Consider the following 12,838-nt stretch of genomic DNA (forward strand, 5'->3'; position numbering starts at 1 on the left):
GCCGCGGGCCCGAGGACGGACCCCTGTCACTCGGCCCGGTGGAGGCGTGGCCCGAGCGCGATGCTGCGCGGGTACCGGTCACCGGTCGACGCGTCGGCGCCGGTCTCGGTCACCACCCCGCACGTGGCCGGGGCCGCAGCCTCGGGAGGGCCGTTTGCCGGGCCGGGCGGGCCGGACACGACCCCGCCGCCCAGCAGCAGACCGACGGACACCGCTGTGACCATGTGGTGGCGCTTCATGCTGATCATGTCGACTCCTCAAGGTGAGCCGTGCGCCTGCGAAGGCAGTGCAGGCGTCGCGGTCGACGCCTCAACTGTCCGGCGGACGGGAACCTGGCGGAATACGACGTTGCGCGTATGTCGCAGCCCCTCCGCCCGGGAGTAGCGTGAAGGGAGATCTCGGCCCGAGGAGGCCACGATGGTCAACGGCTCCATCACCACCAGCGACATCGCCGCGCTGCGGGACATCCTCGACCTCGCCCGGCCGCGCCCGGACCTGTCACCCGTCGACGCGACGTTCCAGGTGCTCCGCCTGCTGGAGCCCCTCCTGGGCTGCGACGGCGTGTCGTTCCAGGCGATGGACTCCCTGACGCTGGCCCTGTGGCACCAGCAGGACGTGGTGGACGGCGAGGGGGCCCAGTACGGGCCCGAGGAGATCGAGGCGTCCGAGGACGATCCGACGGCGGAGCTCTGGGAGCGCTCCTGGTGGAGCGGCACCTGCAGCCTCATCGAGCGCACCGGCGCCGCGGTGGTCACCTCCGACCGCAGCTGGTACACCGAGCGGGAGCTGGCCGAGGACCCGCTGAACCGCGAGCTCCTGCACCTTGTGGACGAGCTGATCGTCGGCCACCCCGTCGGGCCGTTCCGGTCCTTGCGGATCATCGCCCCCAGGACCTCGGGCAGACCGTTCGCGGAGCGCGAGCTCGTCCTCATGCGGCTGCTGCACCCGCACCTGCAGCCGCTGCTCGTGGCCGCAGCGAGCGAACGAGCGGTCGCCGCCCCGGTCCTCACCCCGCGGCAGCTGGAGATCCTGCGGCTGGTGAGGTTCGGCATGCCGAACCGGCTCGTCGCACGCGCGCTGGGGATCTCCGAGGGGACGGTGCGCAAGCACCTGGAGAACGCCTACGAGCGTCTGGGGGTGCACAACCGAGCGGAGGCGGTGGCGATCGCCCTCGACCAGGACGACGTCATCGCCCGGAACGTCGGGTTGGCGACCACCTGAGTCCGCCCACCCGGCGGACGGCAGGGGCCCGCCCGACGGCGCGGCGCCGTCAGTCGGCGAGCTCGCGGTCCCGGTCGACGACGGCACGCACCCCGCGCACGACGGCGGGGGTGAAGCCGGCCTCCTCCATCGCGACGATCCCGGCAATCGTCGTCCCGCCGGGGGAGCACACCATGTCGACGAGGTCGGCCGGGCTCACGCCGTCGTCGGCCCGCTCGAGGACCATCCGGGCGCTGCCGAGCACGGCCTGCGCGGCGATCCGGGTGGCGAGGGCCTTGGGCATCCCGTCGCGGACGGCGCCGCGGGCGAGGGCGTCGATGAAGGTGAAGACGAAGGCGGGGGAGGAGCCGGCGATCGCCGTGTACGTGGCGAAGTCCTTCTCCGCGAGGACGACCGTCCCGCCGACGGCCGCGAAGATCTCCTCGACGCGCGCGACGTCGTCCTCGCCGGCGGCCGCGTTGCCGCACAGGGCCGCCATCCCGGCGCCGATCATCGCGTTGACGTTGGGCATGACGCGCACGACGGGCACGTCGCCCCCGGGCAGCAGCGCGTCGAGGGCGGCGAGCGTGATCCCCGCGGCGATCGACACGAGGACCGGGCGACGCTCGACGACGGCGGACGCGAGGTCGCCCAGGACGGCGGGCAGCACCTGCGGCTTGACGGCGAGGACGACGACGTCGCTGTCGCGGACGACCGCCTCCGCGGAGTCCGCCACGGTGGCCCCGACGTCGTCGGCGAGGCGCTGGGCCGCGGGTCCGTTGACGTCGTAGAGGAGCACGTCCCCGCCCGGGACGACGCCCGCCGCGGTCATGCCGCGCACGATGGCGCCGGCCATGGTGCCTGCCCCGATGAACCCGATCGTCATGCTGCCTCCCGCTGCCGTCTGCGAACGCGCCCCAGTATCCACGGCGTGCTGCCCGCGCGGCCAGGCACCATGGGGGCATGGACTCCACGTCGCCCACCCCTGTCCGCCGCGCCCTCGTCACCGGCGCCTCGAGCGGGATCGGCGCCGCGACCGTGCGGCGCCTGCGCGCCGAGGGCTGGGACGTCGTCGCGACGGCCCGCCGCGCCGACCGGCTGGCCGCGCTCGCCGAGGAGACCGGTGCCGTCGCCGTCGCCGCCGACCTCACGAACGAGGACGACGTCGCCGCCCTCGTCGCGTCGGTGCGGTCAGGTGGGCCGCTCCACGCCCTCGTCAACAACGCCGGTGGCGCTCGCGGCGCGGACCAGGTCGAGACGGGCAGCGTGGAGGACTGGCGGGCGATGTACGAGATGAACGTCCTGTCGACGCTGCGGCTCACGCAGGCGCTGCTGCCTGACCTGCGCGAGTCGGGCGCCGGCGACGTGCTCGTCGTGTCCTCGACGGCGGCGCTCGACACCTACCCCGGCGGTGGCGGCTACGTGGCCGCCAAGCACGCGGAGCGGGTCATCGCGACGACGCTGCGCCTCGAGCTCGTCGGTCAGCCGGTGCGCGTCATCGAGATCGCCCCGGGCATGGTGCGCACCGAGGAGTTCTCGCTCAACCGGCTGGGTGACGAGGCGGCGGCGGCACGGGTCTACGAGGGCGTCGCCGAGCCCCTCGTCGCCGAGGACGTCGCCGACGCGATCGCGTGGACGCTCAGCCGCCCCCACCACGTCAACGTCGACCTCATGGTCCTGCGGCCCCGGGCCCAGGCGTCGAACACCGTGGTGGCTCGCGACCGGTAGCGGCCGGTCCGCCGGGTCAGGCCGCCGTCGGACCCGCCTCGCGTGCGAAGCGGTCGGCCCACAGCTTCCACTGCCACAGCGTGAGCGCCATGAACATCCCGGTGCCGGCGATCGCGCCGGTCCCGCTGCGCCGGTAGCTGGCCACCATCGCGCCGCCGAGCGAGCCGCTGGCCATGCCTGTCAGGGCCAGGAGCAACGGCTCCGACCGGGGGTCCCGAGTCCAGGACTTCTCACCGAGGATGGGCCGTGTCGCGAACGAGTACGTGGTGTGAGCCGGCGGCGTCATCACCGGGTTGACCGCCATCCACGCGCCGACGGGGAGGTACAACCACCAGCGCCGCGTCCACAGCGGGACCAGCAGGAGCGGGGTGCTCAGGAGCCTCGACCAGGCGCTGACCGGATGAGCGTGCCGCTGGAACACCTGGGCGTAGACGCCATCCTCGGGAGACATGGGTCCAGCCTGTCACCTGCGTCACGACGGTGGTCACCCAGCGCACGACTCTCCCGCGCGCAGCTCGACCCTGCGGTGCATCCTCGGGCTCGAGCCGTCCGGTTGCGCCCGTCCGGCGATGACGCCATCCCTCCGGGCTCCTCGCGGGCGGATGGTGACCGCCCACCGGCCCCTACGCCGTCGCCGCGGGATCGTGGACGAGGCCGCGCTGGATCCGCCGGGAGCCGCGCCACAGGGCGACGGCCGGGACCGCGCACACGACGGCGAGCACGGCGCAGGCGACACCCAGTGTGGCGTCGAGGGCGACGTCTGCCGCGTCTCCGCCCGTACGCGAGAGGCTGAAGCCCACGGCGCTCGCGGCCAGCACGGCGGCCAGGCCGCTGAGGCTGCACAGGACCACGCGCGGGAAGAGCTCGGGCCGCAGCGCGGAGAGCAGGCCGTGAGCGCGGTGCGCGAGGCCCGGCTGCCGGGCCGGGGCACTCGTCATCCACGCCTCCGCGGCGCGGGACAGGCGGGCGCCCGCGCGGAGCAGGTCCCGGGCGCGGGCAGCGGCGAGGGCTCCTCCGGCGAGGGCGGCGAGCACGGCGACACCACCGGCGGCAGCGACCGCCGCGGTGCCGGTGCCGACGACGAGGTCGAGCACGGCGACGCAGCCGACGACGGCGAGCACGAGTGCCGCGACGACGCCGAGCCACAGGCCCAGGCCGGTGAGGACGCGAGGGGCACCCGTGTACTCGCGGACGAGGGCGTGGACGGCCGGCCGGCGCCCGCCCGTGGTCTCGCCACGCTCGGCGGCGACGACGTAGGGCTCGACGGCCGCCGGCAGGTACCTCACGACCCCGTCGGTCCGTCGACCGGCAGCACCCCGCTGGCCTTGGCGACCCCCTCCGGCGCCTCGGTGCCGACGTGCACCCCGGCCGCGATCGCGCTGACGACGTGCGCGAGCAGCGGACGGTGCCCGGTGTCGGGGGAGCTGCCGGTGACGAGGACGAGGTCGTGCGGACGCCCCGGCAGGGCGACGGCGACGACGCAGCTGCCGAGCCGCTCGACCGGCGGCTTCCCAGGAGTCCGGGCCGGTGCCGCCGTGGATCCGTGCGTCCGGCCCAGCCGGGTGTCCGGGGTGAGCGTGAGGAACGCCTGGACCGCGGTACGCCCGTCGACCAGCGTGATGTCCTCGACGCGCTCGACGGTGCCCGCCGTCCCGACGGCGCGCTCGACGAGCGCGACGGGGTTGACCTCCCCGCTCGGCACGTGCTCGACCGTCGTCGAGAAGGTCCACACGGCGGGCGTGTCGTCGACCTCGGTGACGACGACGCCCGCGGAGGTGACGCCGGAGCCGGCGACCGCCGCCCGGGCCTCGCGCAGACCGACGTAGAGGTGGTCGGTCGGACCGTCGCCGAGGTGCTCACGGGCCGGCTCGATCATGTCGCGCCAGTGCGCCTCGGCGCGGGCGTCGGTGTCGAAGGCGGCGACCTCCACCCAGCCGGGCGGGGTGGGGACCCAGAACTGCTGCTGGGCAGCGGTCGCGGTCATCAGTCGTTCCGATCGGCGATGTCGCGCTGCTGCTCGGAGGTGACGAAGCCGTGGCCGCCGAAGAGGTTGCCGAAGCGCTCGACGGTCCGGCCCACCGGGTTGCCGACGTCGTTGAGGTTCTCCTGCGTGTCGAAGACGTTCTTGCTCTCCTCGTACGTGCGGCCCGTGACGTAGCCCCACGTCGCCATCGGTCCCACGGGGTTGAAGGAGAGAGCCGCCGTCGCCGTGGCACCGGCGCCGCCCGTTCCCCGGGAGATGCCGGCGACCGCCGGGACGAGCCCGGACATCCCGCCCGAGCTCGCCGCCAGCGACCCGAGGCCCTGGACGATCTTGCCGAGGCCCGCGCCCGCGAGCAGCCCGAGCGCGCCGGTGAGCATCTCGGTCGCGTCCTCACGGCCGCCGGCGAACTGGAGGAAGTCGACGGCCACGGCGGCGCCGCCGAGGATGAGGCCGGCCATGCCGAGCCAGCCGACGGGTCCGGAGACGATGAGGGCGACGATCGCGGCGACGGCGACGACGACGGCGAGGATGTCGATGATGTCCTCGAGCACCGGCAGGACGTAGTCCTGGAACCAGTCCTCGATGTCGCCGAGCGTGCTCGTGATCTTGTCCCACAGGCTCGAGTCGGGCGCGTCGTCGGCGGCGCACGACAGGCAGGACGCGACGTACTCCGCCTCGCCCGCGTACGTCTCCGCGAGCCCCTGGGCCTCGAGACGGATCTGCTCGAGCTCGCCGGTAGCCGCGGTGAGCTGGTTGGCCGGCCCGTCGGTGTCGACGTCCGGGTCCTCGCTCTGTTGGGCGGCGGTGAGGTCGTCGGCGGCGTTGGAGACGTTGGTGATCGCGGTCGCCGCACGGGTCTCGAGGTCCTCGGCCTGCTGCTGGAAGGTGACCAGCGAGGACGCCCACGTCTCCAGGGCGGCGGCCGCCGCCTCGAAGCTGTCGGCGGCCGTGACGACCCGGGGCGTCAGCTCGCCGGACATCGTCTCGTGGAAGGCGGTGGCGGTCTCGCCCTGCCAGTTCTGCTGGCCGGTGCCGCCGAGGACGTCCGCGGCCTCGCGGATGTTGGCGGCGGTCGTGCGCACCTGCTCGGCGACCGACTCGGCGGAGAGGACGCTGCCCGGCGTGGGGTCGAAACCGAGCGCGGGGAAGGACCGGGCGACCATCAGGCCTCACCGCTCTCGAGGGCGGCCTTGAGGGCGGCGTCGAGCTCGGCGAAGCCCTGCGCGATGGCCCCGAGCCCCTCGGCGCCGCTGCCCGAGACCTCGGCCAGCTCGCCGATGCCGTGGTTCCACTCCTCGCCGAAGCTGCTGAGCTGCTGCCGCAGGGCGTCGTGCCCGGTCACGTCCCCGGGGACGGCGGACATCGCCCCGGCCGCGCCGGACAGGGTCTCGCGGATGTTCTCCAGCGTCGTCCTCGTGGCTGCCAGGGCGTCGCCGTCGATGAACAGGTCGACCACGTGTGCGCCTCTCTCTCGCCGCTGACGTGCCCGGTGCACGCCTGCCGGGGACCATCATGACGAGCGCCGCTCGCGATGGACAGCGGTGGGCATAGGGAGAACTCCCCATGTGCCCCCGGTCGCCGTGCGCCCTGCCGCGAGCGGCTACACTTCCGGGCACAGGCATCGACCCGGCCATCACCGGTGAGCCGCCGGAAGAACGGGGCGCGAGCCCCCAGTAGAACCGGCCGGCAGCGGACCGTCACATCCGCGCGAGAGTGGCTCCGGGCCACGGCTCCGGCCGCGGACCCGGCGGCAAGCGAGGTGGTACCGCGGCAGCGGACCCGCCCAGGGTGGGTTCGTCGTCGTCCTCGCAGCGACGCGAACGACGACGAGGAGCACCACCACCATGGCCACCACCCCCCGCTACCCGCGCCACCAGACCGGCGGTGAGGTCCCGGCCTCCCCGCGGTTCCCCGAGCTCGAGCAGCAGGTGCTCGCGCACTGGGCCGCCGACGGCACGTTCCAGGCCTCCGTCGACAACCGGCCCGCGGGCGAGGACGGCAGCAACGAGTTCGTCTTCTACGACGGCCCGCCCTTCGCCAACGGACTGCCGCACTACGGCCACCTCCTCACCGGGTACGTCAAGGACGTCGTCGGGCGCTTCCAGACCCAGCTCGGGCGCCGGGTGGAGCGCCGCTTCGGCTGGGACACCCATGGCCTGCCGGCCGAGCTCGAGGCCGAGCGAACCCTCGGGATCACGGACAAGTCCGAGATCGAGGAGATGGGCATCGAGGCCTTCAACAAGGCCTGCGAGGACTCGGTGCTGCGCTACACGGGGGAGTGGCGCGACTACGTCACCCGCCAGGCGCGCTGGGTGGACTTCGACAACGACTACAAGACCCTGGACCCCTCCTACATGGAGTCGGTCATCTGGGCCTTCAAGCAGCTCTACGACAAGGGCCTCGCCTACGAGGGCTACCGCGTCCTGCCCTACTGCTGGAACGACCAGACCCCGCTGTCCAACCACGAGCTGCGCATGGACGACGACGTCTACCAGATGCGTCAGGACCCGGCGGTCACGGTGGGGCTGCGCCTGGAGAGCGGCGAGCTGGCCCTCATCTGGACGACGACGCCGTGGACCCTGCCCTCCAACCTGTCCCTCGCCGTCGGGCCCGACGTCGAGTACGTCACCGTCGTCCCCACCGAGGGGGCGCTCGCGGGGGAGAAGGTCCTCCTCGCCGCGGCGCGCGTCGGCGCCTACGCCCGCGAGCTCGGTGAGGAGCCGCAGGTCGTCGCGACGACGACGGGACGCGAGCTCGCCGGGCGCCGCTACGCCCCCGTCTTCGACTACTTCGTCGGCCGCGAGGGCCTGGGCGAGAACGTGTGGACGGTCCTCACCGCCGACTACGTCTCCACCGAGGACGGCACCGGCATCGTCCACCAGGCCCCGGCCTTCGGTGAGGACGACATGGCCGTGTCCGCCGCCGCCGGCATCGGCACCGTCGTCCCCGTCGACGACGGCGGCCGCTTCACCTCCGAGGTCACCGACTACGCCGGCACGCAGGTCCTCGAGGCCAACCGCGCGATCATCGCCGACCTCAAGAACGCCACCGGCCCGGTCGGCCGCCGGCCCGAGGCCGAGCGGCCCGTGCTCGTGCGCCAGGAGACCTACGACCACTCCTACCCGCACTGCTGGCGCTGCCGCCAGCCGCTCATCTACAAGGCCGTGACGAGCTGGTTCGTGCGCGTCACCGAGTTCCGCGACCGGATGGTCGAGCTCAACCAGCAGATCACCTGGGTCCCGGACCACATCAAGGACGGCCAGTTCGGCAACTGGCTGGCCGGTGCCCGCGACTGGTCGATCTCGCGCAACCGCTACTGGGGCACCCCGATCCCGGTGTGGGTGTCGGACGACCCGGAGCACCCCCGCATCGACGTCTACGGCTCCTTCGCCGAGCTCGAGGCGGACTTCGGGCGCCTGCCGGTGGGCCGCGACGGCGAGCCCAACCTCCACCGCCCCTTCATCGACGAGCTCACCCGGCCCAACCCGGACGACCCCACCGGGAGGTCGACGATGCGCCGCATCCCCGACGTCCTGGACGTGTGGTTCGACTCCGGCTCGATGCCCTACGCCCAGGTGCACTACCCCTTCGAGAACGCCGAGTGGTTCGAGCACCACTACCCGGGCGACTTCATCGTCGAGTACATCGGGCAGACGCGCGGCTGGTTCTACACCCTCCACGTGCTCGCCACCGCCCTGTTCGACCGGCCGGCCTTCACCACCTCGGTGTCCCACGGCATCGTCCTGGGCTCCGACGGCCGCAAGATGAGCAAGTCGCTGCGCAACTACCCCGACGTCAACGAGGTCTTCGACCGCGACGGCTCGGACGCGATGCGCTGGTTCCTCATGGCCTCCCCGATCCTGCGCGGCGGCAACCTCGTCGTCACCGAGGAGGGCATCCGGGAGAACGTGCGCCAGGTGCTCCTGCCGGTGTGGAACACGTGGTACTTCCTCTCCCTGTACGCGGGCGCCGCGAACGGCGGGCAGGGCCGCGTGGGCCGCGAGGTCACGCCGGAGGAGGCGGCCGGCCTGCCGGTCATGGACCGCTACCTCCTGGCCCGCACCCGCACGCTCGCCGCGGACGTGCGGACCATGCTCGAGGCCTACGACGTGCCCGGCGCCTGCCAGGCGGTGCGTGAGCACCTCGACGTCCTCACCAACTGGTACGTCCGTACCTCCCGCGACCGGTTCTGGGAGGAGGACGAGGACGCCTTCAACACCCTCCACACGGCGCTGGAGGTCCTCATGCGGGTCATGGCGCCGCTCGCCCCGCTCATCACCGAGGAGGTGTGGCGCGGGCTCACCGGCGGGCGCAGCGTCCACCTCACCGACTGGCCGGTGCTCGACGACGCCTTCGCCGCCGACGAGCTCGTCGCGACGATGGACCGCGTGCGCGACGTCGTGTCCACCACCCTGGGCCTGCGCAAGGCCGGCGGGCTGCGCGTGCGCCAGCCGCTGCGCGCCCTGCAGGTCGTCACGGACGAGCCCGCCGCGCTCGAGCCCTTCACCCGGCTCATCGCCGACGAGGTCAACGTCAAGGCCGTCGAGCTGCGCTCGCTCGCCGACGACGCCGCCCAGGAGTACGGGGTCTACACCAGGCTCACCGTCAACGCCCGCGCCGCCGGACCGCGGCTCGGCAAGGACGTCCAGCGCGTCATCAGGGCCGCCCGCTCGGGGGCCTGGGAGCAGACCGACGGCGGCGTCGTCGTCGACGGCATCGCCCTGGAGGAGCAGGAGTACACACTCACCACGGAGGTCGAGGACCGTCCCGGTGACGAGCGCGCCGCCGGCGTGCTCGGCGGCGGCGGCTTCGTCGTCCTCGACACCGCCCTGGACGACGAGCTCCTCGCCGAGGGCGTGGCCCGCGACGTCGTGCGCCGGGTCCAGGACGAGCGCAAGGCCGCCGGCCTGCACGTCACCGACCGGATCACCCTCGCCGTCGACGTCCCCGGACGCTACGCCCGCTGGATCGAGAACCACGCCGACCTCGTCACCGAGGAGACCCTCGCGGTCTCCCTCACCGTCGACGTCAGCCCCACCGATGAGATCGCCGTCCGCCTGGAGGTGGCACAGCCGTGACCGACCGTGACGACCAGCGTCCCGAGGACCGCGACGACCGCGCCCGCCGGGAGATGCTCTCCCGACGGGCCGGCGACCACGCCGCCCCTCCGGCGGCGAGCGGACCCACGCCCGCGAGCGCGGCGACGCCCGACAGCGCCGAGCTCGCCGCCCGCGAGGTCCAGGCCGAGCACGACCGCGCCGCCCAGGAGCTCGTCTCCTCCGGGCTGTTCAGCGGGCCCGACCCCACGGTCGTCGACGACGTCCTCGCCTCGCCGGACGTCACCGTCGTCGTCGACCCGGTCGCCCGTGCCCAGGCCGAGACGGAGGTCCACCGGGTCTACACCGAGATCCTCACCCGGGCCCCCGAGCACGACGTCCAGCCCAGCCTCGACCGGGTCCGGGAGGTCCTCGACCTCCTCGGCGAGCCGCAGCGCGCCTACCCGGTCATCCACATCGCCGGCACCAACGGCAAGACGTCGACGGCGCGGGTCGTCGAGCGGCTGCTGCGCGAGCGCGGCCTGCGGACCGGACGGTTCACCTCCCCGCACCTGTCGACGGTGCGCGAGCGCATCGCCCTCGACGGCGAGCCGATCAGCCCCGAGGCCTTCCTCCGCACCTGGGAGGACGTCGCGCCGTACATCGAGATGGTCGACGAGCGCTCCCGTGCCGGGGGCGGGCCGCGGCTGAGCTTCTTCGAGGTCTTCGTCGTCATGGGCTACGCGGCCTTCGCCGACGCGCCGGTGGACGTCGCCGTCGTCGAGACGGGCATGGGCGGGCGCTGGGACGCGACGAACGTCGCCGACGGCGTCGTGGAGATCCTCACGCCCATCTCCCGCGACCACGAGCAGTGGCTCGGGCACACGCTGCCGGAGATCGCCGGTGAGAAGGTCGGCATCCTCACGCCCGGCTCCACGGTCGTGAGCGCCGAGCAGCACGAGGAGGTCGTCCCCGTCGTCCGGGAGGCCGTCCAGGCGCTGGGCGCCCGGCTCGTCGTCGACGGGCAGGACATGGAGGTCGTCGACCGCCAGCTCGCCGTCGGCGGGCAGATGCTGGTCCTGCGCACCCCGGCCGCCACCTACACCGACGTCTTCCTCCCGCTCCACGGCGCCCACCAGGCGCACAACGCGCTGCTCGCCGTCGCCGCCGTCGAGGCGTTCTTCGGCGGTGGCTCGCTGAGCGGGGAGGTCGTCGAGCACGCCCTCGCCTCCGTCGACTCGCCCGGCCGCCTCGAGCTCGTCCGCACGAGCCCGACCGTCCTCGTCGACGCCGCCCACAACCCCGCCGGGGTCGAGGTGCTGCGCGCCGCCCTCGAGGAGTCCTTCGACCTGCGCCGCGTGGTCGGCGTCGTCGGTCTCATGGCGGACAAGGACGCCGAGGGCATCCTCTCGGGCCTCGAGCCGATGCTCACCGAGATCGTCATCACCCGGGCGGCGACGGACCGTGCGCACGACGTCGAGGACCTCGCCGAGCTCGCCCGCGACATCTTCGACCCCGAGCGGGTCCACGTCACCGACAGGATCGACGAGGCCATCGACCTCGCGGCGGCCAGGGCGGAGTACGGCGGGGAGCCGGGCGGCGCCGTCCTCGTCACGGGTTCGGTCGTCCTCGTCGGGGAGGCGCGGTTCCTCCTGCGGCGCGGCAGCTGACCCCTACGCGCCCGCGAGGTCGGCGAGGGAGGGAACCTGGCTCTCGGTGGCGGGGTGCGCGTGCGGATTCAGGCACTCCTGTCGCACCGGCCGAGTACGGTGTGGGGGAAGGCGGGGCTGGCGTCCTCACCGGCCCGCGTCAGCCCGCCGGGAGGTGCGGCCACTGCCTGCGGCGCGGCAGTGCGCGCCGTCCCACGACGACGAGGGAGACCGCAGTGAAGAAGCTCATCAACGACCCGGGTGACGTCGTCACCCAGTCCGTCGCGGGCCTCGTGGCCGCGCACGGCGACATCCTCACCGCCAGCACCGACCCCCTGTTCGTCTCCCGCGCCGGCGGTGCGGTCAGCGGCAAGGTGGGGCTCGTCTCCGGCGGCGGGAGCGGCCACGAGCCGCTGCACGCCGGATTCGTCGGGGTCGGCATGCTCGACGCCGCCGTCCCCGGCGCCGTCTTCACCTCCCCCAGCCCCGAGCCGATCCTCGCCGCCATGCAGGCCGCGGACGGCGGGGCGGGAGTCATCCAGATCGTCAAGAACTACACCGGCGACGTCCTCAACTTCGAGGTCGCGGCCGAGCTCGGTGAGGCCGAGGGGATGACGGTGCGCAGCGTCCTCGTCGCCGACGACGTCGCCGTGGAGGACTCGACGTGGACGGCTGGGCGCCGCGGCGTGGCCGGCACGCTCGTCGTGGAGAAGATCGCCGGGGCCGCCGCCGAGCGCGGCGACGACCTCGACGCCGTCGTCGCCGTCGCCGAGCGCACCGCCGCGGCCGTGCGGACGATGGGCATCGCCCTCCACGCGCCCACCGTGCCGGCCGCCGGCCGCCCGTCCTTCGACCTCGAGGACGACGAGGTCGAGCTCGGCATCGGCATCCACGGCGAGCCGGGCCGCCGGCGCGTCACGGCCGCCTCGGCCGACGAGACCGCCGCGCTGCTCCTCGAGGCCGTGCTCGCCGACCTCGGCGACGTGTCCGGGCGCGAGGTCCTCCTCCTCGTCAACGGCATGGGCGCCACGCCGGCCCTCGAGCTGTACGTCGTGTACGGCGCCGCCCGGCGCCTGCTCGAGGAGCGCGGCGCTACCGTGGTGCGCTCGCTCGTCGGCAGCTACGTCACGTCCCTCGACATGGCGGGCGCGAGCATCAGCGTCATGCCGCTGGACGAGGAGCTCATCACGCTGTGGGACGCTCCTTCCCACACCGTGGCACTGCGTCAGGGAATGTGAGGA

At 73.6% G+C, this 12,838-nt stretch carries 12 protein-coding genes; 5 read left to right on the forward strand and 7 right to left on the reverse strand.

The window, feature by feature from the left end:
• Positions 1–26: 26 nt before the first annotated feature.
• Positions 27–248, reverse strand: a complete 222-nt coding sequence (locus tag H9624_RS00130; protein ID WP_251837903.1) for a hypothetical protein — start codon at positions 246–248, stop codon at positions 27–29.
• 169 nt (positions 249–417) lie between these two features.
• Between H9624_RS00130 and H9624_RS00135 the strand changes: the two genes are divergently transcribed.
• A complete protein-coding gene (locus H9624_RS00135; RefSeq protein ID WP_251837904.1) occupies positions 418–1,221 on the forward strand; it encodes a helix-turn-helix transcriptional regulator in 804 nt (267 codons plus the stop codon).
• Positions 1,222–1,270: 49 nt separating this feature from the next.
• On the opposite strand, the gene proC is transcribed toward H9624_RS00135, so the two are convergent.
• Positions 1,271–2,086: a pyrroline-5-carboxylate reductase gene (gene proC / locus H9624_RS00140; RefSeq protein WP_251837905.1), complete on the reverse strand. Its 816-nt coding sequence runs from the start codon at positions 2,084–2,086 to the stop codon at positions 1,271–1,273.
• Between the two features lie 77 nt (positions 2,087–2,163).
• On the opposite strand from proC, the gene H9624_RS00145 reads away from it, so the two are divergent.
• Positions 2,164–2,928: an SDR family oxidoreductase gene (locus H9624_RS00145; RefSeq protein ID WP_251837906.1), complete on the forward strand. Its 765-nt coding sequence runs from the start codon at positions 2,164–2,166 to the stop codon at positions 2,926–2,928.
• 16 nt (positions 2,929–2,944) lie between these two features.
• Here H9624_RS00145 and H9624_RS00150 read toward each other — a convergent pair whose 3' ends face one another.
• The 5 genes from H9624_RS00150 to H9624_RS00170 all read right to left on the reverse strand — a co-directional run bounded on the left by H9624_RS00150 (position 2,945) and on the right by H9624_RS00170 (position 6,368).
• The gene (locus H9624_RS00150) at positions 2,945–3,379 is read right to left on the reverse strand and encodes a DUF6653 family protein (protein ID WP_251837907.1); all 435 of its coding nucleotides are present in this window, start codon (positions 3,377–3,379) and stop codon (positions 2,945–2,947) included.
• Positions 3,380–3,551: 172 nt separating this feature from the next.
• A complete protein-coding gene (locus H9624_RS00155) occupies positions 3,552–4,214 on the reverse strand; it encodes a hypothetical protein (RefSeq protein ID WP_251837908.1) in 663 nt (220 codons plus the stop codon).
• Positions 4,211–4,912 (reverse strand): hypothetical protein, encoded by a 702-nt coding sequence (locus tag H9624_RS00160; RefSeq protein ID WP_251837909.1) that lies wholly within the window; start codon positions 4,910–4,912, stop codon positions 4,211–4,213. The genes H9624_RS00155 and H9624_RS00160 overlap by 4 nt, the downstream gene beginning before the upstream one ends.
• On the reverse strand, positions 4,912–6,075 hold the full coding sequence (locus tag H9624_RS00165) for a hypothetical protein (RefSeq protein WP_251837910.1): 1,164 nt from the start codon (positions 6,073–6,075) through the stop codon (positions 4,912–4,914). The genes H9624_RS00160 and H9624_RS00165 overlap by 1 nt, the downstream gene beginning before the upstream one ends.
• Positions 6,075–6,368, reverse strand: coding sequence for a hypothetical protein (locus H9624_RS00170; protein ID WP_251837911.1), 294 nt, complete (start codon positions 6,366–6,368; stop codon positions 6,075–6,077). The genes H9624_RS00165 and H9624_RS00170 overlap by 1 nt, the downstream gene beginning before the upstream one ends.
• A 388-nt stretch (positions 6,369–6,756) precedes the next feature.
• Here H9624_RS00170 and ileS point away from each other — a divergent pair, with 388 nt between their 5' ends.
• The 3 genes from ileS to dhaK all read left to right on the forward strand — a co-directional run bounded on the left by ileS (position 6,757) and on the right by dhaK (position 12,835).
• A complete protein-coding gene (ileS, locus tag H9624_RS00175) occupies positions 6,757–9,990 on the forward strand; it encodes an isoleucine--tRNA ligase (RefSeq protein ID WP_251837912.1) in 3,234 nt (1,077 codons plus the stop codon).
• 53 nt (positions 9,991–10,043) lie between these two features.
• Positions 10,044–11,618 (forward strand): bifunctional folylpolyglutamate synthase/dihydrofolate synthase, encoded by a 1,575-nt coding sequence (locus tag H9624_RS00180; RefSeq protein WP_286010688.1) that lies wholly within the window; start codon positions 10,044–10,046, stop codon positions 11,616–11,618.
• A 215-nt stretch (positions 11,619–11,833) separates the two neighbouring features.
• Positions 11,834–12,835 (forward strand): dihydroxyacetone kinase subunit DhaK, encoded by a 1,002-nt coding sequence (gene dhaK, locus H9624_RS00185; protein ID WP_251837914.1) that lies wholly within the window; start codon positions 11,834–11,836, stop codon positions 12,833–12,835.
• The last annotated feature ends 3 nt before the right edge of the window (positions 12,836–12,838 follow it).

The organism is Oceanitalea stevensii, assembly GCF_014837105.1.
Lineage (GTDB): Bacteria > Actinomycetota > Actinomycetes > Actinomycetales > Actinomycetaceae > Oceanitalea > Oceanitalea stevensii.

Coding starts and splice junctions, on each gene's coding strand:
- H9624_RS00130 (WP_251837903.1), bottom strand. CDS start 248: ATGATCAGCATGAAGCGCCACCACATGGTCACAGCGGTGTCCGTCGGT.
- H9624_RS00135 (WP_251837904.1), top strand. CDS start 418: ATGGTCAACGGCTCCATCACCACCAGCGACATCGCCGCGCTGCGGGAC.
- proC (WP_251837905.1), bottom strand. CDS start 2,086: ATGACGATCGGGTTCATCGGGGCAGGCACCATGGCCGGCGCCATCGTG.
- H9624_RS00145 (WP_251837906.1), top strand. CDS start 2,164: ATGGACTCCACGTCGCCCACCCCTGTCCGCCGCGCCCTCGTCACCGGC.
- H9624_RS00150 (WP_251837907.1), bottom strand. CDS start 3,379: ATGTCTCCCGAGGATGGCGTCTACGCCCAGGTGTTCCAGCGGCACGCT.
- H9624_RS00160 (WP_251837909.1), bottom strand. CDS start 4,912: ATGACCGCGACCGCTGCCCAGCAGCAGTTCTGGGTCCCCACCCCGCCC.
- H9624_RS00165 (WP_251837910.1), bottom strand. CDS start 6,075: ATGGTCGCCCGGTCCTTCCCCGCGCTCGGTTTCGACCCCACGCCGGGC.
- ileS (WP_251837912.1), top strand. CDS start 6,757: ATGGCCACCACCCCCCGCTACCCGCGCCACCAGACCGGCGGTGAGGTC.
- H9624_RS00180 (WP_286010688.1), top strand. CDS start 10,044: ATGCTCTCCCGACGGGCCGGCGACCACGCCGCCCCTCCGGCGGCGAGC.